Source organism: Saccharothrix coeruleofusca (genome assembly GCF_014648515.1).
Lineage (GTDB): Bacteria > Actinomycetota > Actinomycetes > Mycobacteriales > Pseudonocardiaceae > Actinosynnema > Actinosynnema coeruleofuscum.
This window is the reverse complement of record NZ_BMRG01000016.1, coordinates 31750-51944: the sequence shown is the minus strand read 5'-3', so window position 1 is coordinate 51944 and position 20195 is coordinate 31750. Positions and strand designations below refer to the sequence as shown.

16 protein-coding genes are annotated in these 20195 nt (G+C 72.2%); 9 read left to right on the top strand and 7 right to left on the bottom strand.

The annotated features are described in order from the left end of the window. Position 1: 1 nt before the first annotated feature. A complete protein-coding gene (locus IEZ00_RS28490) occupies positions 2-1183 on the bottom strand; it encodes an MFS transporter (protein WP_189226442.1) in 1182 nt (393 codons plus the stop codon). Positions 1184-1968: 785 nt separating this feature from the next. Here IEZ00_RS28490 and IEZ00_RS28485 point away from each other — a divergent pair. Continuing rightward, entirely contained in the window at positions 1969-2607 is a 639-nt protein-coding gene (locus IEZ00_RS28485; protein ID WP_189226441.1) for a response regulator transcription factor, read from the top strand. 498 nt (positions 2608-3105) lie between these two features. Here the strand turns inward: IEZ00_RS28485 and IEZ00_RS28480 are convergent, their stop codons facing one another. The 6 genes from IEZ00_RS28480 to IEZ00_RS28455 form a co-directional block, all read right to left on the bottom strand. Beyond that, positions 3106-4056 (bottom strand): aminotransferase class IV, encoded by a 951-nt coding sequence (locus IEZ00_RS28480; protein ID WP_229796185.1) that lies wholly within the window; start codon positions 4054-4056, stop codon positions 3106-3108. Between the two features lie 46 nt (positions 4057-4102). Then, positions 4103-4450: a winged helix-turn-helix transcriptional regulator gene (locus tag IEZ00_RS28475; RefSeq protein ID WP_189226439.1), complete on the bottom strand. Its 348-nt coding sequence runs from the start codon at positions 4448-4450 to the stop codon at positions 4103-4105. Between the two features lie 318 nt (positions 4451-4768). Further along, on the bottom strand, positions 4769-5986 hold the full coding sequence (gene solA, locus IEZ00_RS28470) for an N-methyl-L-tryptophan oxidase (RefSeq protein ID WP_189226438.1): 1218 nt from the start codon (positions 5984-5986) through the stop codon (positions 4769-4771). After that, positions 5986-6267, bottom strand: a complete 282-nt coding sequence (locus IEZ00_RS28465; protein ID WP_189226437.1) for a hypothetical protein — start codon at positions 6265-6267, stop codon at positions 5986-5988. The genes solA and IEZ00_RS28465 overlap by 1 nt, the downstream gene beginning before the upstream one ends. Positions 6268-6270: 3 nt before the next feature. Continuing rightward, positions 6271-7089: a DODA-type extradiol aromatic ring-opening family dioxygenase gene (locus IEZ00_RS28460; protein ID WP_189226436.1), complete on the bottom strand. Its 819-nt coding sequence runs from the start codon at positions 7087-7089 to the stop codon at positions 6271-6273. A 9-nt stretch (positions 7090-7098) separates the two neighbouring features. After that, the gene (locus IEZ00_RS28455) at positions 7099-8157 is read right to left on the bottom strand and encodes a Gfo/Idh/MocA family protein (RefSeq protein WP_189226435.1); all 1059 of its coding nucleotides are present in this window, start codon (positions 8155-8157) and stop codon (positions 7099-7101) included. A gap of 188 nt (positions 8158-8345) precedes the next feature. Between IEZ00_RS28455 and IEZ00_RS28450 the strand changes: the two genes are divergently transcribed. From IEZ00_RS28450 to IEZ00_RS28415, 8 genes are read left to right on the top strand one after another with little or no spacing between them, the layout of a single operon-like run. Further along, positions 8346-9179, top strand: a complete 834-nt coding sequence (locus tag IEZ00_RS28450) for a transketolase (protein ID WP_209618233.1) — start codon at positions 8346-8348, stop codon at positions 9177-9179. Continuing rightward, entirely contained in the window at positions 9176-10102 is a 927-nt protein-coding gene (locus tag IEZ00_RS28445) for a transketolase family protein (RefSeq protein ID WP_189226433.1), read from the top strand. Before IEZ00_RS28450 ends, IEZ00_RS28445 begins: the two co-directional genes overlap by 4 nt. Before the next feature lie 2 nt (positions 10103-10104). Continuing rightward, positions 10105-11361 carry a hypothetical protein gene (locus IEZ00_RS28440; protein WP_189226432.1) on the top strand — a complete coding sequence of 419 codons (1257 nt, stop codon included), beginning with the start codon at positions 10105-10107 and terminating at the stop codon, positions 11359-11361. Further along, positions 11358-12362 (top strand): phosphotransferase family protein, encoded by a 1005-nt coding sequence (locus IEZ00_RS28435; RefSeq protein WP_189226431.1) that lies wholly within the window; start codon positions 11358-11360, stop codon positions 12360-12362. The genes IEZ00_RS28440 and IEZ00_RS28435 overlap by 4 nt, the downstream gene beginning before the upstream one ends. Further along, entirely contained in the window at positions 12355-13920 is a 1566-nt protein-coding gene (locus tag IEZ00_RS28430; RefSeq protein ID WP_189226430.1) for an FAD-dependent oxidoreductase, read from the top strand. The genes IEZ00_RS28435 and IEZ00_RS28430 overlap by 8 nt, the downstream gene beginning before the upstream one ends. Next, positions 13917-16322, top strand: coding sequence for an amino acid adenylation domain-containing protein (locus tag IEZ00_RS28425; RefSeq protein ID WP_189226429.1), 2406 nt, complete (start codon positions 13917-13919; stop codon positions 16320-16322). The genes IEZ00_RS28430 and IEZ00_RS28425 overlap by 4 nt, the downstream gene beginning before the upstream one ends. Next, the gene (locus tag IEZ00_RS28420) at positions 16319-19330 is read left to right on the top strand and encodes a type I polyketide synthase (protein ID WP_189226428.1); all 3012 of its coding nucleotides are present in this window, start codon (positions 16319-16321) and stop codon (positions 19328-19330) included. The genes IEZ00_RS28425 and IEZ00_RS28420 overlap by 4 nt, the downstream gene beginning before the upstream one ends. After that, complete coding sequence (locus IEZ00_RS28415; RefSeq protein WP_189226427.1) at positions 19323-20192, top strand: 3-hydroxyacyl-CoA dehydrogenase family protein; 870 nt, start codon at positions 19323-19325, stop codon at positions 20190-20192. Before IEZ00_RS28420 ends, IEZ00_RS28415 begins: the two co-directional genes overlap by 8 nt. Positions 20193-20195 lie beyond the last annotated feature (3 nt).

Genomic DNA, 20195 nt, shown 5'->3' with positions numbered 1-20195 from the left:
GTCATGTTCTCCTCAGAGTGGTCGATATCAGCAGGAGAGTTCCAGCCGTGACTAGCGCGGCGCCGTGGAGCAGACCGACGACCGCCGGAGGAGGAAGCGCCTCCAGCAGACCGGCGGCGATGAGCATGCCGATCGCGAAGCCGCCCGCCTCGACGCTGGCGGACACGCCGAAGGCCCGGCCGCGGAGCTCCTCCGGCAACGTCTGCAGCCTGGACACGTAGCTGATCTCGGTGAGTCCGTCCGCCAGGCCCGCCGCGAACACCACCACGACGAGCCCGACCGCGGGCAGGCCGGTGAAAGCGGTGAAGAACGCCAAGGACATCACGCACGTGCCGATCGCGAAGGCCCGCTCGCCAGGAGGGCTGCCACGTCGCTCGACCCACCTGGACACGACGTGGTGCGCCGAGAACGCGCCTATCGCCCACGCCGTCCAGAACTGGCTCATGAACGCCGGTGCGGGGGTGAAGATCGGCAGCGCGACGTTGTGGGACGCCGATCCCAGCGCGTCGGCGCCGCGGACCGCGAACATGCCCAGGAAGCAGGCGGGAAGCGTCCGCAGCAGCTTCAACGTGCCGATCGGGGCGCTCGGCCGCGACGGTTCAGGTGTCGTGGTGCCCAGCGGAAGCGCGGCCAGAGTCGCGGCGCAGACGACGAATGACGCGGCGTTCACCAGGAAGGCCGCGTCGTACCCGGCTGCGGGTATCAGGACTCCGGCGGAGACGAAACCGAGCACCGTGCCGATCGAACGCCCCGTGACCAGGTAACCGTTGGCCTTCGTGCGCTGGTGCTGGCCGACCATCCGCGGGACGCTGCTGCGCAGGGCGACCGCGAAGAACGTGTTGCCGACGCCCATGACCACCGCCACCGCGCACAGGACGGCCAGGCTCGGCCAGATCACCAGGGCCACCATGGCCGCGGCCTGGGCGATGTCCGATCCGATCATGGCGGTCCGACCGGCCACCGCGATTCGGCCTGCGACCAGTCCGCCGAGGAATCCGCAGGTCAGCCGCAGCGCCATGATCACACCGGTGGTGAACGCGCTGCCGGTGAGGTGCCACGTGAACAGGCTCAACGCGACCAGGTTGAGGTAGGTGCCGTACGCGGAGACTGAGTAACCGCCGACGAGCGCGACGAACAGGCGGAGAGCTCGCCGATCTTCCTGCAACAACGCATTCGTTCCCATCAGAGCTGGTGGACGTGGTCGCAACGGGTGCTTCGCCGGTGGCGTCCGGCGCTGATCGCCGGGCCTCCGCGCAACGACGCTCGGTCGCCCGCAGCGCTGCGGCACGAGTCGCCCTGGTCGTGTCACGTGGTTGGGCCGTTCGATCACCGGGGCGGACGAGAGGGCGGCCGCGACCGGACCGGCCGCGTCGCGGTCTGGTGCCGGGTGCTCCGGCGTGCACCGGTTCGCGCGAACCGGACCCACCGCCGGGGTGGTGCACCGTTCGCGCGCCGTGTGCGGCTCGCCGCCGGTGATCCCGATCTCGCCCTAGTTCCGGTCGGTTCCGCCTGCGGCGTCGGCCCGGGCGGGCGAGTGGAACCGGTGCGCGGTCAACACGTTGCCCGCCCGCTGCTCTGCGTTGGGAAGCATCACCACTCCTGACTCGTGTACCCCATCGTTGACGTGGGTTTCGCGGCAGCGGGCGGAGACACCGTTGAACTCGACGCCAAGTGCCGGGCGCACCCGGCGCGAGTCCACGGGCTGTTGCTCGCGCTGAGCCACAGGAGCAGTGCACCGCGCCTGCCGGGACCGGGGAAGTCGCACGAATCATGACTTGACAACACCGGGCGCGGAGTGCGCGGGTTGGTCGCGCGCGGCGGGCACGGATCGGGATCGGATAGGGAACGCGCGTGTGAAGACTGCTGCGGTGTACCCACCCTCGGCACCGCAGAGGAGGTTCACCGGTGACGAAGCCGATCAGTCCGCTCGCATCCGGACCGCAGGACGGGGATCACCGATGGTGTACCGTGGCCTTCGTCGTACGACACCCGTTGGCGCGAGCCGGTGCGGTCTGGGCCGCGACCACGGAGGACCGGTTCCGGGTGGTCGAGTCGGTCGAGTCATTGGACTCGCTGACCGCTGCCGAGCCCGCCGACCTGACCGTCGTCGGGATCGACTCACTGGGTGAGCCGCCGTGCGCGGCGAAGGTCCGCGCGTTGACCGACGTCAGCAGGGTAGTGCTGCTGGCCTCCTCGGACAATCCCGCGACACGCGCGCTCGCAGCCGACGCGGGCGTCCACCGAGTGGTCGAGCACGACGCGGAGATCTCGCAGCTCATCACCGCCATGCGCCAGCTCGCCGCGGAGGTCAGGGCAGGCCGCGAGCCCCGCTACACGCCCCCCGGCCTGCGTGCTTCGCTCAGCCGCCGCGAGATCGAGACCATGCGGCACATCGGGGACGGGCTGACCTACCGGCAGGTCGCCCGCCGAATGGGGTTGTCCGAGGCCACGGTCGGTACGTACGCCCGCCGGATCCGGGAGAAGCTGAACGCCGCCACCAAGGTCGAGATGGTGATCAACGCGATGGAGTTCGGTTACGTCTCCAGGCCGAACACCCCACGGGTGCGGTGGCGTTCTCAGCAGAGCGGGGAACAAGTAGGGGCTTGATCCCCGCCGACCCACCACCTGGGACCAGCGGAATCGGTCTCCGCGTGGATGCCCCCTCACGGTGTTCGCGCGCGTCCAGGAGCGATGAACGCCTCGTTCGCGCCCCTGGACGCGCGCGAGGCGTCGACGAGGGCATCACGCCAAGGGTGATTCCCGCTCCGGCGCTTCTGCCGCACCGCCCTACCCGCGGTCCTCGCCGACGAGCCGGATGTGCGGCTGTCCGGTGGCCGTGAGGGCCGGTGTGGAACCACAACGCCATCGCGGGGTTGTTCTTCGCCACCGCGCTGCGTCGAGGGCTGGTGCGACACCCGCCGCAGCCACTCCCGCGGCCACTCCAGCGCCTGCTGCCTCAGCCCGGCCGCCTCAGCCCGGCCGCCTGCCGGACAACCCGACACCACCCGGTCGCCTGATCGCGCTCACTGCGCGACGGCGGGATCGGTACCCGCATTCGATCCGCGCAGCGGACGACCGCCCGCTGCGCGGATCGCGGAGATCGGGTCACCCGGCGACGCGCGCGCGCTCCACCGGGACCAACCACTCCTCGTGCGAGTCGACCACGCCGCGAACCACGTCGTGGTAGGCCGCCTCCAGCTGCCGGGTCACCGGTCCGGCCTGGCCGGTGCCGATCGGGAAACCGTCCACCTCGACCGCGGGCAGGATCTCCGCGGCCGTTCCGACCAGGAAGATCTCGTCGGCGAGGTACAGCTCCGTGCGGTCGATCCGGCGCGTCTGCGTGGGGATGCCCGCTTCCTCGGCCAGTTGCAGCACGGTGCGCCTGGTGATGCTGTCGAGCACGCCGCTGGACAGGTCCGGGGTGGCCACCACGCCGTCCTTGATCACCGCGATGCAGGCCCCCGAGCTCTCGGTCACCTCGCCGTTGCCGTTGGTGAAGATCGGCCAATCCGCACCACGTCGGCGGGCGTCTATGGTGCCGAGCCTGCCGTTGTGGTAATTCGCGAACACCTTCATCGTGGCCGGGGATGCGTTGGTGTTGAACCGCGGCCACGAGCTGACCGCGAGCGTGCAGGTGCGCCCCCGGCCCAGCTTGCTCTCGAAGTCCCAGCTGTCGATCACGATCTCGGCCGGTGTGCCCGCGGGCACCATCTGCTCGCGGTGCAGCCCCGCGGCGAATCCCCACGGCCGGACGTAGACGTCGCGGCCGGGCTCGCTCACCCGCCGCAGCAGCTCCACCGCGGCGGCGACGAGCTCGTCGGCGTCGAACGGCGGCGCCAGCCAGCTCAGCCGCAGCGAGTCGAGCATCCGCTGCATGTGATCGCGGAACCGGAATCCCAGCAGCTGACCGCGCTGCGGGCTCCAGTAGGAGTGCACGCCTTCGAAGGCCGCGGACACCGAGGCGTGGCCAACGGCATTGACGTGCACGACCGCCTCGTTCCACGGGATGAACTCGCCGTTGCGCCAGATCACGCGGTCGGGCCGGTCGGCAGGCATCGTCACGGGATCTCCACCTCTCCTCGAAGTCCGGTCACAGCGCTGCTCAGGCCGTCGCCCGCAGCCGGTCGAAGTCCTCACGGGCACGGGTCAGGTGCTCCTCGTGGCGCTCGCTCCACTCGTCGAGGGCGTGCACCAGGTCGCGGAAGTTGCGGCCGAGGCTGGTCAGCTCGTACGGCACGGCGTCGGTCCGGTTGCCCCGGCGCGGGGGTGCGGTCAGCGGCCCGGTCAGGTAGCCGTCGCGCTGGAGCCGGTAGAGCGTCTCGATGAGCACCTTGTGGTTGATCCCCTCCAGGTGGCGGTGCAGCTCGTTGAACCGGCAGTACCCGGCCGAGACGGCGTTGACCACCAGCACCGACCACCGCCTGGACAGCGTGTCGAGCACCTGCGTCATCGGCTGTCCGGCGATCCTCGCGAGGGCGGGCGCCGCAGGCCTCCGGGAACCCCGCACGGCGCTCACCCCTCGTGACCGCGCCAGGTGGCGCGGCCCGCGGCCGAGGCGTTCCAGCCGGTGTCGCCGCATCCGCGTGGAACGGTGGATCGGTGTTGTGCGCTGGACAACTGCTTGCTGGCGAATTCCTTGCTGGAGAATCGCACAGAGGACACAGAAGCCTCCCGGCAGACAGGAATGGAGCCTGGTTCTTCTCACCATCAACGGACGGCCGTTTACAGGATCTTGCCGTCCGGTGGTGAAGTCCACCCCGCTCGCCGTTCAGGAACCTGTCGTTCCACTAGCTGCGCCCCCGGCGGCCTGCGCGCCCAGGTGGAACCGGACCGGCGCGGTCGGCGCCAGCGACGGCCGGTCGGCCCGGAAGGCCTCGACCGGGTAGCGGGTGCGGCCGTCCAGCACGAGGTCGGTGAGCACCCGACCGATCAGGCTCGCGAACTTGCCCGCGTGGCCCGCCCCCACGGCCACGAACACCCGCGGATGACCCGGCATCGCGTCGACGATCAGGTCCCGGTCGCGGGACAGGTCGTAGACGCACGTCTTGGCCAGCACAGCCCGCCCGTCGCAGGCGGGCAGCCGCTCCCGGAGGAACGCCCGCACCAGCGCGGTCTCCGCCGGGTCCGGTTCGTAGCCGCGGGTATCGACCGTGACGAACTTCCCGGCCATGTCCCGTGCGGCTTTCACCGCCCGCTCGCCGTAGACCGGGATGCCGTAGAACTCCTCGTCACCGTGCCAGATCCAGATCGGGAACCTCGTCGGGGCGAACTGGTCGAGGTCGTCTGCGGCGAAGTACTGGACCTGCTCCTGCGACAGGGTGATGGTGAATGGGCTGCCGAGGCGGTCGAGCACCCCGGACAACCAGCTGCCCGCGCACAGCACCAGCGACCCGGCGCTGAAATCCCCCTTGCTGGTGCGGATGTCGACCCCGGTGTCGGTCGCCTCGACGTCCCGCACGACGCACTCGCTCATGACGGTGACACCCCGGTCGACGGCCAGGTCGAGGTGCGTGCGGGTGGCGCGCCGGATGTCGATGAACCCTCCGTCGCGTTGGTACAACGCGGTTGTGCCGTCGTCGATGTTCCACTGCGGCCACTGGGCGCGCACCGCGGCGGCGTCCAGCACGTCGTACGGGATGCCGCCCGCGTCCAAGGCGTCCTGGTAGCTCCGCAACACGGTGAAACCGGGTGTGCCCTCGACGGCGAAGTCGAGGCCGCCGGTGCGGACCAGGAGCGTCCGGCCGCTGTCCTGCTCGACCTCCTCCCACGTCTGGTAGGCGGCAGGCGTCAACGCGGTGTAGATCGGGGAGTGGTAGGCGTGCCGGATTATCCGGGAGTGGTCGTCGGAGGAGCCCCGGGGGTGGCCGGGGGAGAACTGCTCGCAGACCAGGACACGGCCACCGGTGGTCCGGCTCAGCCAGTACGCGGTGGCGCTGCCCAGCGCCCCGGCGCCGACGATTATGTGGTCGTAGACGTTTTCCGCCATCACTTCTGTTCGCCATTTCCGGGACGCGCTGTGCGGATTCGCTCGGCATACAGCTCGGGTGTGAGGCCGAGCACGCGGTGCGTGCCGAGCCGGACCAGCAGGACCGGGTGCGCGCCGCGGTCGTAGAGCGCGCGGACGTCACCGGCGAGCAGCGCCGCGCGTTCCGGCTCCGTCAGCGCGAACTCGTCGAGCTGCCGCCGCGGGTCGGTGCGCAGGCGACCGCGGAATTCATCGTCGTGCGCGACGAGGTAGCAGATCCGGTTGATCTCGTAGACGGACATCGATCAGCTCCAGGCGGCGAACGCGTGGCCCTCTCCGGGGCGGTGGTCCAGGACGGACAGCGGCAGGTCGCGGGCGGCCTCGGCCATCGCGATCCAGGGCAGGAGCTCGCCGGAGACGCTGCCCGCCCGCTCGATCTGCGCGGTGGTGGCCTCGTCGGCCAGCTGGTCCAGCCTGCCCGCCGCCAGGTGCTCGGACACCCGCGCGGCCCAGCCGGGATCCGGGATGCCGTAGAGCTTTCCCCGGTCCATCCGCGGGCCGCCCACCTCGAGGGAGAAGCTGCCGCTGGCCACCACCGCGACCCGCATCGGCGGCAGGTCGGCGACGGCGTTGCGGATGGCGTCGCCGAACGCCCGGCAGCGGGCGGCGGACGGCAGCGGCCCGACCATCCCGTTGACGAACACCGGCACCACCGGCAGGCCCGCGGGGTTGAGGAAGTGCAGCGGCACCGAGATGGAGTGGTCCACGGTGCAGTGCTGCGACAGCACCGGGTCGAACTGCTGGCGCAGCAACCGCTCGTGCAGGTGCTTGCCGACCGCGCCTGCCGCGGCCAGCTCGGTCCGCTCCACCCCCGGCACCTCATCGCTGGGACCGGTCACGCTGTCGGCGGCCACCACCGCGAAGGTGGGCCACGCGTCGAGGAAGAACGTGTTGATGTGGTCGCACGTCAGCACCAGGACCACGTCGGCGTCGGCTTCGGCGAGCACCCCGGACACCGCTGCGTAGCGCGCGGCGATGTCGCGGCCTTGCTCGCTGTCGCCGCGGGCCAGCGCCGGGAAGACCGGGGTGTGCGGCACGCCCGCGGCCGCTACCAGTTCGGCCACCGCGCCCCCTCAGCCCACGGCCACGGCCGCAGGCCGCGCCTGCCCCGCGCCCACCCGGTACAGCTCGTCCAGCAGCAGCAGGGTCTCCAGACCGGCCCGGCCGCTGGCGGCCATCGGCTTCCCGGTGCGGATCGACTCGCAGAAGTCGACTGCCTGGGCGCGGTGGGAGATGCCGTAGTAATCGATCCCGGACGGCTCCTCCCGCACGGCGCGGGCCCGCTGGAGCTCGACCTCGCGCAGCAGCTGCTCGCCGCCCTCGGCGAAGTGCAGCGTGCCGGGGTGGTCGAGGTCGAACACGACCGTGCCCCCGGTGCCGACGAGGGTGATCCGGCTGCGCCACGCCACCACGCTCGCGACCGTCACGGAGAAGGTCACCAGCGCGCCCGAGGGACTGCGCAGCAGTGCGGCGAAGGTGTCCTCGGTCTCCATCGCCTCCCGCAGGCACGTCGTGCCCGCCGCGGCGCTGACGACGTCCAGCCCGTCGCACAACCAGCGCGTCACGTCCAAGCCGTGGTAGCCCTGGTTGACCAGCGCGGAGCCGCCCTCGCCCGCCCAGCTGCCCCGCCAGTAGCTGTCCTGGTAGTAGGCCGGGGTGCGGCCGCACTGCAGCACGGTGTTCACCGACACCAGCCTGCCGAGCAGCCCGTCGCGCAGCCACCGGCGAGCGGCCACGACCAGCGGGTCGTACCGGTGCTGGGAGACCACGGACAGCACCAGGCCTGCGCTCTCGGCGAGCGCGACCAGCTCCTGACCCTCCGCCGCGGTCATCGCCAGCGGCTTCTCCACCAGCACGTGCTTGCCCGCCCGCAGCGCGGCCGCGGCCAGTTCGGCGTGCTGGGCGTGGTCGACGGTGATGGACACGCTGTCCACCGAGTCGTCGGCCAGCACTTCGCGGTAATCGTCGGTCACCTTGACGGCTCCACCGACTCCCGCCAGTTCGGCGGCGTGTTCCGGGGTGCGGTCGCACGCCCATTTAACAGTTACCCCCGGAATCACTGAGAAAGCGTCCAGGTGATTCGGTGCGACGCGGCCGCAGCCGATGATGGCGTGGGTGGTGTTTCGCGCCATGATTCCGTCCCCACATGGTTTTCGGTCCGGGCTGTGGTTGGCCAGGCCGAGCTTAGTGTCATTCGCCGGAAAGGGCACCGAGGTACTTGCAGGTACGTGCCACGTACTTCGAAGTACATACTTGTCGGTCTCGTTCCGGCGATTCCAGAATGACCACATCCGCCCGCCGATGGCGAAGGGAGTGCCCGGTGTCCCCGGCCGTGGACAATGAATCCGCAGATCACGTCGACGCCGATGTGGCGTCGTTCGCGGCGAGTGCCAGGGCGCGCGTGCTGCGACTGGCCGCCCGCAAACCGCTGCACGTCGGATCGGCGCTGTCGGTCATCGACCTGCTCGCCGTGCTGTACACGACGGTGCTGCGGAGGCGTCCGGACGACCCGTGGTGGTCCGGGCGTGACCGCCTGGTGCTCAGCAAGGGGCACGGAGCGTACGGCTTGTACGCCGTGCTCGCCGAGCTGGGTGTGCTGGACGACTGCCTGGACGGTCTGCCGGGCCACCCCTCGGACGGCATCCCCGGGGTAGAGGCCGCCACCGGCGCCCTCGGCCACGGGCTGTCGATCGGCTGCGGGATGGCGCTGGGTCTGCGCCGCGCGGGCCGCGACCAGCGGGTCTTCGTGGTCACCGGCGACGGTGAGCTCGACGAGGGCAGCAACTGGGAGGCCGCGCAGTTCGCCGCGCACCACCAGTTGGACAACCTGGTGGCCGTCGTGGACCGCAACGGCCTGCAGCAGGAGGGGCGCACCGAGCAGGTGCTCGGCCTGGAGCCGCTGGCCGACAAGTGGCGCGCGTTCGGCTGGGCGGTGTCCGTTGTGAACGGGCACGACCCCGCTGCCGTGCGCACCGCCGTCACCGGTCTGATCGACCGCCGGGGACCGGGGGTGCTGATCGCCGACACGGTCAAGGGCAAGGGCGTGTCCTTCATGGAGGGCCAGCCGTCCTGGCACATGGGGCAGCTCACCGAGGAGCAGCTGGACGCCGCGCTGGCCGAGTTGTTCGCCGGGCAGGAGGCGTCCCTGTCATGAGCGGGACGACGATGCGCGCGGCGTGCGCGCCACTGATCGAGGAGTCGGTTCGCCGCTGCGCGGACGTGATGACGCTGGGCGCGGACGGCCACGCGCTGTTCGCACCGGTGCTGCGGACCCGGCCGGACCGGTTCGTGGAAGTCGGCATCGCCGAGGCGAACCTGGTCGGGATCGCCGCGGGACTGGCCCGCACCGGCTGGCGCCCGGTGGTCGGCGCCATGGCACCGTTCCTGGTCCGGCGTGCCTACGAGCAGCTGCGGGTGGACGTCTCGATCCCACGCCTGCCCGTCGTGCTGCTGGGCGTCGGTGGTGGGCTGAGCTACGGCGCGCTCGGCCCGACCCACCACACCGTCGACGATGTCGCCCTGATGTCGGCGCTGCCGTCGATGGACATCTACTGCCCGGCTGACGCGGCCGACGCGGCGGCGGTGCTGCGGCACTGCCTGCCGCCTGCCGCGCCGACGTACGTCCGGCTCACCGCGCGTCAGGACCCGCAGGTGTTCAGCGCCGACACCGTCGGCGACCCGCGCGAGGTCCGACTGCTGCGCGACGGCCGGGACGTGCTCGTGCTGGCCACCGGACGCTGTGCCGCCGAAGCGCTCGCGGCCGCGGACGAGTGCGCCGACCGGGGGGTGGACGTCGCCGTGGGCGTGGTGACGTGCCTGCGGCCGTTCCCCGACGCGCAGGTGGCCGCGCTGGCCCAGCGCTGGCCGCTGATCGTCACCGCGGCGGAGGCGCTCCGGTTCGGCGGGTTGGGAGCCAGGGTGGCCGCCGCGGTCGCCGACCACCCGGTCCGGCTGGTCCAGCTCGCGGTCGACCACCGCCACCCGCCGGTGGCGGCGCACGAGGAGCTGCTCGGGTTCTACGGCCTCGACCGCACCGCGATCGCGGCCGCGGTCGCCACGTTGCTTGTGGAAGGGTGATCATGAGGATCTTGTCCAGCGCCCAGCCATGCGGCTACGGGCCTGTGTCCAAACTGGTCGCCGTCGCGGCCGCGCTCGGCCCCGGTCGCCTCGACTTCGTCGGCACCGGTGTCTCACTGGACTTCGCCCGACGCCACCAGGGGCACTTCAACCAGGTGCGGCCCGGCGACACCGCCGACGAGCGGTCGGTCGCCCCGCACCTCGCCACGACCGACCTGGTGATCAGCGTGATGGACGCCGAACTGGTGTTCTGGGCCGTCCGAGCAGGCCGCCCGGTGCTGTTCTTCGACAGCCTGCTCGGCTTCTGGGCCACGTCCCGCACCCCGGCCCAGCTGGCGGAGGTGGCCGAGGTGGTGCGCGACCGCGACCCCGCCGCCGCCCGGTCCGCGTTCGACGGGCTGAGCCCGCACGAGCGGATCCTGGTGGCGCACCTGCTGGCGGACAGGTCGTTCGCCCAGAACTTCCCCGGCGTGCCCGCGCGGATCGCCGAACTGGCCGAGGTGGGCGCCGACCACATCCAGCTGACCGGTCCGATCATCGACAACGCCGCCGTGCGGTCCGCGCTCGCCGCCGCACCGCCGGAGGACCCGGCGGACCTGTTGGTGAACCTGGGCGGCTTCAAGAACTTCTACCTCGACTACGACTCGCACAACGCCTACTTGGACGTGCTGCGGCGCTGGGTGCTCGACCTCGCCGGGAGCACCGGGGACCTCGAGCACGTGATCGTCTGCTGCGGCGGGTTCAGCAGGCCGGAGACCGTGCGGGTGGGCCGCACCAGGGTCGACTTCACCTGTCTGCCCCACCAGGAGTTCCTGCGGCAGATGGCGTTCGCCCCGCTGTACGCCGTGCCGCCGAGCCTCACCTCGCTGCACGAAGCCGTCCTGGTGCGGCGGATGCCGTGGCTACTGCCGGAACAGCACTACGGCCACATCGTCAACCGCCGCATGCTGGCGGGCACCGCGGTCGCCCGGCACGCGGCGAGCATGCGGCGGCTGGGCCCGCAGTTCCAGGTGCCGGAGGACGACTTCGACGGCACCAGGGAGCTGGACCGGCTGACCCGCCTGCTGGCCGGGGACGAGAAGGCCTACCAGGGGCTGCGCTCCCACCTGGACGACAGCCTGGCCGCCTACCGCGCACTGGACCCGGAGCGGCGCGCGGCCGCGGTGGACGAGCTGGTGCCGTTGCTGGACGGGCCGCCGCTGACCGAACTGCTCGCCGATGTGGACACCGTCGCGCTGGCCTCGGCAGGTGACCGGTGAACAGGACTACGTCGCCCACGGTGGACACCCTGGCGCCGGAGGCCGTCGACGTCGAGGACATCGCCTGGCGCGTGCTGCGCGCACACCTGCGCAGCACCGGGGCCCTGGCACCCGACGAGGCGGCTGTGAACGTGCACACCTGGATCCCGGCGGGTGCCCGCAAAGTCCGACGCCGGATGTTCATCCAGGTGGACGTGCACGGCGTGCCGGTCGGCGTGGCCAAGGTACCGCTGTCCGAGCACGACCCCAAGCTGGCCTTCGAGTTCGATGTGCTCCGCCGGCTGGCCCCCGGCTTCCCGCTGGCGCACCCGCAACCCCTGGAGCGCGTCGGCGCCGGGTTCTGCATGACCCACCTCGCCGGGCTGGACCTGCCCGCGGTGCCGGGCCTCGCGTCCGGACCGCAGGAGTTCTGGCGGGTGCTGCGCCCGGTCGTGGACACCGTCGCCGCGCTGCACCTGGCCCAGGACGAGGCGGGCACGGCCATGAGCCCCGAGCAGGCCGCGGCCCAGTACGTCCGCAGGCCCTTGTTCGGCGTGGAGCACGCCGACCGCGCCCTGCGGCGGGCGCGGCTCGGTCCGACGCACGGCGACCTCGGCCCGTGGAACGTCCGCTACGACCCGGAGCACGCAGCCGTGCGGATACTGGACTTCGAGGACTACCGCCCAGTGGGCGTGACCGGCATGGACGTGCTGAACCTGCTGGTGACGTGCGCGCTGGTGGTGTTCCCGGACTACCGCGAGCGCGGCTTCGACTGGCTCTACGAGCAGGTCTTCAACGGCGACCACTGGTTCCCGGCCGCGCTGGCCACCGGGATCAGGCACTACGCGGCCGCCACCGGGCAGAGCGCGGCGGCCGTCTGCGACCTCACACCGCTGATGTGCCAGTGGTTGATCGAGCGGATCACCGCCGAGGGGCGGGACACCACCGGCATGTTCTACCGAACCTTCGCCGACCGGTACCTCAGCAGCCGGCCGACCTGGGTGGGGAGCCTCGATGACTGAGAACGACAAGCGGCACGTCAACAGCGACCGCAGTGGACGGAGCCGGTCCACGGCTCCGGTCACCTCCGCGGATGCCACCGCCCCGGCGGCCGGGCCTCCCGCGACCGACCTCGTGGTGATCGGCGGGGGGCCTGCCGGGTTGTTCGCCGCGCTGACCGCGGCGCGGGCGGGCCTTCGGGCCACCGTGCTGGAGGCGGGCGGGGACATGGGGCAGAGCTTGTGCCCGCGGGTCGTCGCGCGTCTGAAGGGCCGGACCGTGCGGGAGGCGGAGAAGTTCCGGCTCCAGTGCCCGCGGTGCGACTGCCTGACCGGGCTGGGCGGCGCTGCGTTCCACTTCGACACCAACCTCGGCTACATCGCCGCGCTGACCCGCTCGAAGATCGAGGCGGCCGGGGACGGCACCACGCGGTCCTACAGCGGCCTGGAACGCGCGCTCGGCTCGTTCGACCGCGCTCAGGACCTGATCGCCGAGGTCTACCGGACCATGTTCGCCCTGGGGCTGCCCGAGGCGGGTGCCGCGCACCAGCAGGACGGTTCCGAACTGCAGCTCGAGTGCGGCGTTTTCGAGCACGTCGACACCGCGCAGTCGCAGAGCGTGACGGTGGACGTCGCGCTGGACGTCATCGCCAACCTGTGCGCCGAGTTGGCGGACGCGGGCAGCCAGGTGCTGTTGCGGCACCGCGCGACCGAGGTGCTCCGCCAGGAGGACGGGACCTTCCTGGTCCGGGCGCAGAGCGCGGACGGGTTGGTCGAACTGCACGCACCGGCCGTGGTGGTCGCCACCGGCAAGCTGGGCCTGCCCTGGGTGCAGGAGGTCATCCGGGCCAACGGCGTCCGGCACCGGCCCGCCCGGCGGGTGGACGTCGGGGTGCGCCTGGAGACCTCCCAGCAGGACATGGCGCCGCTGCTGGACAGCTGCCACAACCCGAAGCTGTCTTTCCTCAACGACCGCGGCGAGGCGGTCCGCACCTTCTGCGTGTGCGGCGGCGGCCGGGTGATGCAGTACTCGTTCCTCGGCGCGGTCGCGCTCGACGGGCAGCACTGCCTCAACCAGCCGACCAGCCGCTCCAACATGGGCATCCTGACCACGGTGGACGTCCCGGAGGGCGAGGACGGCACCGACTACGCCCGCCGGTTCGCCACCAGGGTGGCCGAGTACGGCGGCGGGCGGCCCGTGGTGTGCACGGTGGACGAGCTGCGGGGCGCCGCTGCCGCCGGGGAGCCTTCCACCAGCCTGATCGACTACCGGCACGGGAACCTGCGCGACTGCCTGCCCGAGTCGGTGGTCCGGGACGTGCTGGAGATGGTGGACCGGCTCAACGCGCTGCACCCCGGTCTGGTCCCCGGCACCGCCACTGTGGCGGCACCCGTGGTGGAGCGGCTCTTCCCGGACCTCGAGCTGTCCGGTGACATGGAGTCCTCCGTGCCGGGCCTGTACTTCGTGGGCGACTCGTCGTCCAAGATCATCGGGATCACCTACGGCGCCGCGACCGGCATCGCCGCGGCGCGCTCGGTGGCCGCCCGGCTCGCCCCCGCGCTGACGGGAGGCGGGCGGTGACCCTCGACCTGCCTCGTGATCGCCGCGCCCAGCCGGTCCGGCTCACCGGGTTCGAGCTGCCCGCCGCGCCCGGCAGCGGCACCGGCCTGCTGGTCGCCCTGATGGCGGTGGTCCAGAGCCGGTACGGCACCTCGTGGGAGACCTGGGGCGTCGAGGACGGCAGGACCGTCCGGTACGAGACCGACCCGAGCCTGCCCGGCGCGACTTTCGCCGCGCTGGCGCAGCAGCCGCCCCGGACGTGGCCGGGCGAACCGGGAGATGATCCACGACCGTGGATCGCGGTGCTGCCCGAGCGGTCCGAGTCGGTACCCGCGGCCCTCGGCGGCACGATGTGGGCGGTGTCCCACTGCGGAGCGGAGCTGCGCGTCTGGTACGACCAGGCCACGCTCGCGGAACCCACCGCACGGCGGATGGCCGAGCACCTGGCCCTGCTGCTGGGGATCGCGGCCGAGACGCCGGATGCCGCCGTGCAGTCCTGCGAGCTGCTCACCGCGGCTGAACGCGACCTCCTCCGCAGCTGGAACCCGCCCAAGCCGGACTACCCGAAAGCGACGTTGCACCAGTTGTTCCGCGAGCAGGCGGCGCGCAGCCCGGAACGCCCGGCGCTGCGGTTCGGCGACACCGAGCTGACCTACCGCGAGCTGGACGAGCTGTCCGAGGTGGTCGCCCACCGGGTGCGGCCGTCGCTGACCGGCACGGGCGGCCTGGTCGTGCTGTCCGGTGAGCGCAGCCTCGAGCTGTTCACCTCGATTCTCGGGGTGCTCAAGGCAGGCGCGGGCTTCGTCTACCTCGACCCCGCCCTGCCCGCACCCCGAGCCGAGGCGCTGCTGCGGCTCACCGCCCCCGATGCCACGCTGCGCACGTCGTCCGGTCACCCGCTCACCGACCGCCCGGACGCGATCGCCGTCGAGCGGATCCTCGCCGAGGCGACCGGTCCGGTGCCGCCGCTCGACGAGATCGCGCACGACGGCAGCACCGCGTACGTCATCTTCACCTCCGGCACGACCGGTGAGCCCAAGGGCGTGGTGCGCCCGCACCGCCTGCACACCTCGCGGATACACCTGGAACAGCGGATGTACGGCATGGGGCAGGCTGATCGGCACCTGCTGAAGTCGCCGATCAGCTTCCGGGAGTTCCTGTGGCCGCTGGCCAGCGGTGGCACGGCGGTGATCGCCCAGCCCGGCCTCGACCGGGACGACCGCTACCTGGCGGACCTGATCGACCGGGAGGGCATCACCACCGTCAGCTTCGTGCCGTCCATGTTGCGGCTGCTGGTCGAGCAGCCCGCGTTCCGGAGCGCTTCGGCGCTGCGCCACGTCTTCGTCGGTGGCGAGCCACTGGCGGCGGACCTGGAGGCCCGCATCCGCGAGTGCGGCTACCAGGTCCACAACACCTACACGCTCACCGAAGCGGACTACGTCTGCCACCGGCGGGGACCGGTCGAGGGACCGGTGGGCAGCGACGTGCGCACGGTGGTGGGCCGAGCCCTGGACATGCACGTGTACTTGTGCGACCCGGCGGGGCACCTGGTGCCGCCGGGGGCTGTCGGCGAGATCCGCACGGGCGGACCCGGCCTCGCGGACGGCTACCTCGGCAGGCCGGATCTCACCGCGGAGCGCTTCGTGCCCAACACGGTCGACCCGGACGGGCCGCCCGTGCTGTTCCGCACGGGCGACCTGGCCCGGCACCGGGCCGACGGTCAGCTGGAGTACGTGGGGCGCGCCGACGCCCAGGTGAAGGTGCGCGGCCAGCGGGTCGAGCCCGCCGAGGTGGAGATCGTGCTGCGCACCCACCCAGCCGTGGCCAACGCCGCGGTGACCGGCGTCGCCGATCCGGACCAGGGCGCTCTGCTGGTCGCGTACGTCGTCCCGCGCGGCAGCGAGCCGTCGGCGGGTGAACTGCGCGAGTTCGTGCGGCAGCGGCTGCCCGAGTTCATGGTGCCCAGCTACATCGCGTTCGTCCCGGCGCTGCCGTTGCAACCCAGCGGGAAGGTCGACCGCGCCAAGCTCAACGCCCCGGCCAGGACCCGCCCGGACACCGGCGTGCCCTTCGAGCCACCGGCCACGCCCGCCGAGCAGCGGCTGGCCGGACTGGTGGCAGGCGTGCTCGGGCTCGACGAGGTGGGCATGGACGACGACTTCTTCGCGCTCGGCGGCGACTCGCTGCGGCTGATGTTGCTGCGCGGAGCCGTGGAGTCCGCGACCGGCGCCCAGATCGACCTCGCCGAGGTGCTCGCCGCGGCCACTCCGCGCGGCCTGGTGCAGCTGGTGCACGGTGACCCCACCGCCGCTGACGCCCGCCCGGAGCACAGCCCGGACCGGCGGTCCGCGCTGCTGCGCCGCCGCACCGAGCTGGGCAGGCGGCGCACGGGGGTCACCTCCGGTGGAGAGGGGGACAGGTGAGCTCCGACGAGCTGGCCGTCGCGATCGTCGGCATGGCGGTGCGCCTGCCCGGCTGCGACGACCTGGACCAGTACTGGGACGGCCTGGTGGCGGGCCGCAGCTGGATCACCCGGCGAGGCCGGGTCGAGGGCGAGTTCGTCCCGGCCTACGGCGCACTGGCAGGCGCGGGGCGGTTCGACCCGACGCGGTTCGGCATGTCCGAGGCCGAAGCCCTGCTGGTCGACCCCCAGCAGCGCATCCTGCTCCAGCTCACGGACGAAGCGCTGGCCATGGCCAACGTCGATCCCGGCCAGGGCCGCTCGGTGAGCGTCTACGCGGGGGCCGGGCGCAACGACTACGAGCGCTGGGTGGGCACCGCGCTGGCCGGGCGTCCCGGCGTCGACGAGATGGCGCTGGAGGTGGCCAACGGGCGGGACTACGCGGCGACCCGCATCTCCTACCGGCTGGGCATGACCGGCGCCGCCGTCAACGTCCAGTCGGCGTGCTCGTCGGCGTTGGTCGCGGTGCACCTGGCGTGCCAGGACCTGCTCGGGTACGCCTCCGACGTCGCAGTCGCGGCGACGGCCGCGGTGCGCGTGCCCGCGCCTCGCGGCTACGCCGCACCCAGCGGCGGGATCGGTTCGCCGGACGGCGTCTGCAGGCCGTTCGACGCCGGGGCCAACGGCACCGTGCCCGGTGACGGAGCCGGTGCCGTGGTGCTCAAGCGGCTCGCGGACGCGACGGCCGACGGCGACGAGATCCTGGCGGTCATCCGCGGCTCGGCGGTGAACAACGACGGCAGCGCCAAGTCCGGCTTCGCAGGCGTCAACTCCCGTGCCCAGCGGGACGTCGTGCGCGCCGCCTTGGACGTCGCGGGCGTCACCCCGGAGGAGATCGACTTCGTCGAGGCGCACGGCAGCGGCACCCGGCTGGGTGACGCGGCCGAGTGGGCCTCGCTGGCGGAGGTGTTCGCCGACGCCGGACACCCGGTCCGGATCGGCGCGGTCAAGGCGAACGTGGGCCACCTGCGGGAGGCGGCGGGCATGGCCGCGCTCGCCAAGGTGATCCTGTGCCTGCGCCACGGGCGGTTCGTGCCCACCCCGAACTTCCAAGCGCTGCCCGCAGACCTGGCCCGGCACTCCGGCGTGCTGACGCCGAGCGCGGACGAGCGGGAGTGGGCCGCCCGTCCGGACGGCGTGCGGCTGGCGGGCGTCAGTTCTTTCGGGCTCGGTGGCACCAACTGCCACCTGGTCGTCCAGTCGGCGCCGCCACCCGCGCCGGGGGGCGGGGGGCGTTCCGGGCTGCTGCTGGTGTCCAGCCACAGCCAGGAGACGCTGGAGCAGGACACCGAGGCGCTGCGGCAGGCGGTCGAGGACCAGCCTGATCGGGTCGGTGACATCGCGTTCACCACCCAGACGGGCAGGCGCAGGCTGCGCCACCGCCGCTTCGTCGTCGTGGGGGAGGGCGAGGCGTTCGCGGCCGAGCGGTTGCGCGTGCAGACGGCGACGGCCACCGGCGCCACCCCGCGAGTCGGGTTCCTGCTGCCGGGGATCGGCAGCCACTACCGAGGCATGGGCGCGGGACTGGCCGCGAACATGCCGGTGTTCGCCAAGCACCTGGACGCGGTGCTCGACATCGCCGACCGGCTGACCGGGGGAACGGTCCGCGCGCAGTTCACCGAACCCGCGCCCGCCACCACCGGCGCCGACCGGATCGACATGCGGGCGTTGCTGCGCAAGCGGGACGCGCCGGTGGACCCCGGCCAGCGGCTGCGAGAGCTGCACCTCGGCCTGTTCTGCTTCGAGCACGCGCTGGCCAGTACCGTGATGGAGCTGGGCGTGCGACCCGCTGTGCTGGTCGGGCACAGCCTGGGGGAGTGGGTCGCCTCGGTGCTGTCCGGCGTGCTCGGCGTCGAGGATGCCATGGCGGCGGTGGCCCGTCGCGCGGAGCTGATCACGCTCGCCGGGCCCGGTCGGATGCTCGCCGTGCTGGCCCCGGTGGACGAGGTCGAGCGGTTCGTCGGCGACGACGTCTGGGTGGCCGCGGACAACGGGCCCATGCACTGCGTGCTCTCCGGCCGCCCCGAGGGCGTGGCCAGGATCGAGCAGGTGCTGCGGCGCGAGGGCCTGACCGTGCTCGACCTGGGCACCTCCCACCCGTTTCACACCCCGCAGCTGGACGGCGCGGCCGAGCGCCTCGGCGACGACCTGCGGGAGGTCCCGCTGGGACCGCCGCGGATTCCGCTGGCGTCCAGCGTGCTGGGGCAGTGGCTGGACCGCGTGCCGGCCCCGGAGTACTGGCGTCACCACATGACCAGCAGGGTGCGCTTCCGCTCGGCCGTCCGGCTGGCCCTGGAGCACGTGCGGGTGCTGGTGGAGATCGGCCCCGGCACCACCCGCCCGTGGGTGGTGCAGGCGGACCCGGACGTGGCCTGCGTCAAGACGGTGCGGCAATCCTACGAGCAGGTGCCCGACGAGCAGATCCTGATGGAGGCGCTGGGCCAGCTGTGGCTGCACGGCGTGGAAGCGGACTGGGCGAAGCTGCACGAGCCGCGCCCCGCCCGCGTCCGGCTGCCCCGGCCGCGCACGGCACCCCGGCGCTTCCTGCCCGACGCACCGCCCCCACCCGGCCCGACCTCCGTCCCGCAGGGCCTGACCGGTGCCGTCGCTCCCGCCGCGATCGACCCGGCGGAGCAGGCGGTGGCCGCGGCTCCCGCGACGTCGACCCAGCCGCCACCGGGAGCGGCTGAGGAGTGGATCGGGCGGGTGCCGGGCGCCGAGGTGCTGGCCGACCACCTGGGGGCCCAGTGGCGGGCGTTGCTGGGGCTCCGCGAGCTGCACCCCGACGACCACTTCTTCCACCTCGGTGGGGACTCGCTGATGGGAGTGCACCTGATCGCGGGAATCCGGCGGCTGAGCGGCAAGGAGGTGCCGTCGTCGGTGGTGTTCGCGTCGGCCCGCTTCGGCGAGATGGTCGAGCACGTCCACCGGTGGCTGACCGAGGAGGAGGGAGTGGAAACCGATGTCTGACCACGACGGGCGGACGCCGATCCGGTCGGTCGGCGTCGTCGGTGCCGGTGTGATCGGCGCCAGCGTCGCGCACGCCGTCGCGCAGAGCACGGGGTTGCCGGTGGTCCTGGTGGACAGCGATCCGGATGCTCTGCGCACGGCTGCCGACAGCGTGCGCCGCCAGCAGCGGCTCTCGCTGCTGACCGGCAAGGGGAGCCGCGCCGCGGCACTGGACCTGAAGTCGACCACGAACGTCGACGAGCTGTCCGATGTGGACGTGGTGGTGGAGAACATCACCGAGTCGCAGGTGGCGAAATCCCGGCTGTACAAGGACCTGGATCGGGTGCTACGGCCGGGAGTGCCGATCGCGGCGAACACATCGGCGATCCCGATCGCCGTGCTGGCCGAGCCGCTGACCGATCCCAGCCGGGTGGTCGGCGTGCACTTCATGAACCCGGTCTCGCAGATCGCGACCGTGGAAGTGGTCCGGGCGCAGCGCAGCTCGGACGAGGCGATGCGCGCCGTGACCGACCTGCTGCGGCTGATGGGCAAGTCGTGGGTCGAGATCAACGACGCCGCCGGGTTCGTCATCAACCGCGTGCTGATGGTCGCGGTGAACCTGGCCGCCGCGGTCGTGGCCGAGGGCGTGGCCACGCCCAACCAGGTCGACGCGCTGTTCACCGGCTGCCTCGGGCACACCACTGGTCCGCTGCGCACCGCCGACCTGATCGGGCTCGACACGGTCGTCCACACCCTCGACGTGTTGCACCACCACTACGCGACCGCGGAGTACGTCGCACACCCCGCGCTGCGCGAGCGAGTGGCCCGTGGCGAGCTCGGGTGCAAGAGCGGCCGAGGTTTCTTCTCGTACGGAAGGAGTTGAGCG

Bases quoted from the DNA above. Each gene is read 5' to 3' on its own strand.
- IEZ00_RS28490 (WP_189226442.1), bottom strand. From the start codon at position 1,183: ATGGGAACGAATGCGTTGTTGCAGGAAGATCGGCGAGCTCTCCGCCTG.
- IEZ00_RS28480 (WP_229796185.1), bottom strand. From the start codon at position 4,056: ATGCCTGCCGACCGGCCCGACCGCGTGATCTGGCGCAACGGCGAGTTC.
- IEZ00_RS28475 (WP_189226439.1), bottom strand. From the start codon at position 4,450: ATGACGCAGGTGCTCGACACGCTGTCCAGGCGGTGGTCGGTGCTGGTG.
- solA (WP_189226438.1), bottom strand. From the start codon at position 5,986: ATGGCGGAAAACGTCTACGACCACATAATCGTCGGCGCCGGGGCGCTG.
- IEZ00_RS28465 (WP_189226437.1), bottom strand. From the start codon at position 6,267: ATGTCCGTCTACGAGATCAACCGGATCTGCTACCTCGTCGCGCACGAC.
- IEZ00_RS28455 (WP_189226435.1), bottom strand. From the start codon at position 8,157: ATGGCGCGAAACACCACCCACGCCATCATCGGCTGCGGCCGCGTCGCA.
- IEZ00_RS28445 (WP_189226433.1), top strand. From the start codon at position 9,176: ATGAGCGGGACGACGATGCGCGCGGCGTGCGCGCCACTGATCGAGGAG.
- IEZ00_RS28440 (WP_189226432.1), top strand. From the start codon at position 10,105: ATGAGGATCTTGTCCAGCGCCCAGCCATGCGGCTACGGGCCTGTGTCC.
- IEZ00_RS28430 (WP_189226430.1), top strand. From the start codon at position 12,355: ATGACTGAGAACGACAAGCGGCACGTCAACAGCGACCGCAGTGGACGG.
- IEZ00_RS28415 (WP_189226427.1), top strand. From the start codon at position 19,323: ATGTCTGACCACGACGGGCGGACGCCGATCCGGTCGGTCGGCGTCGTC.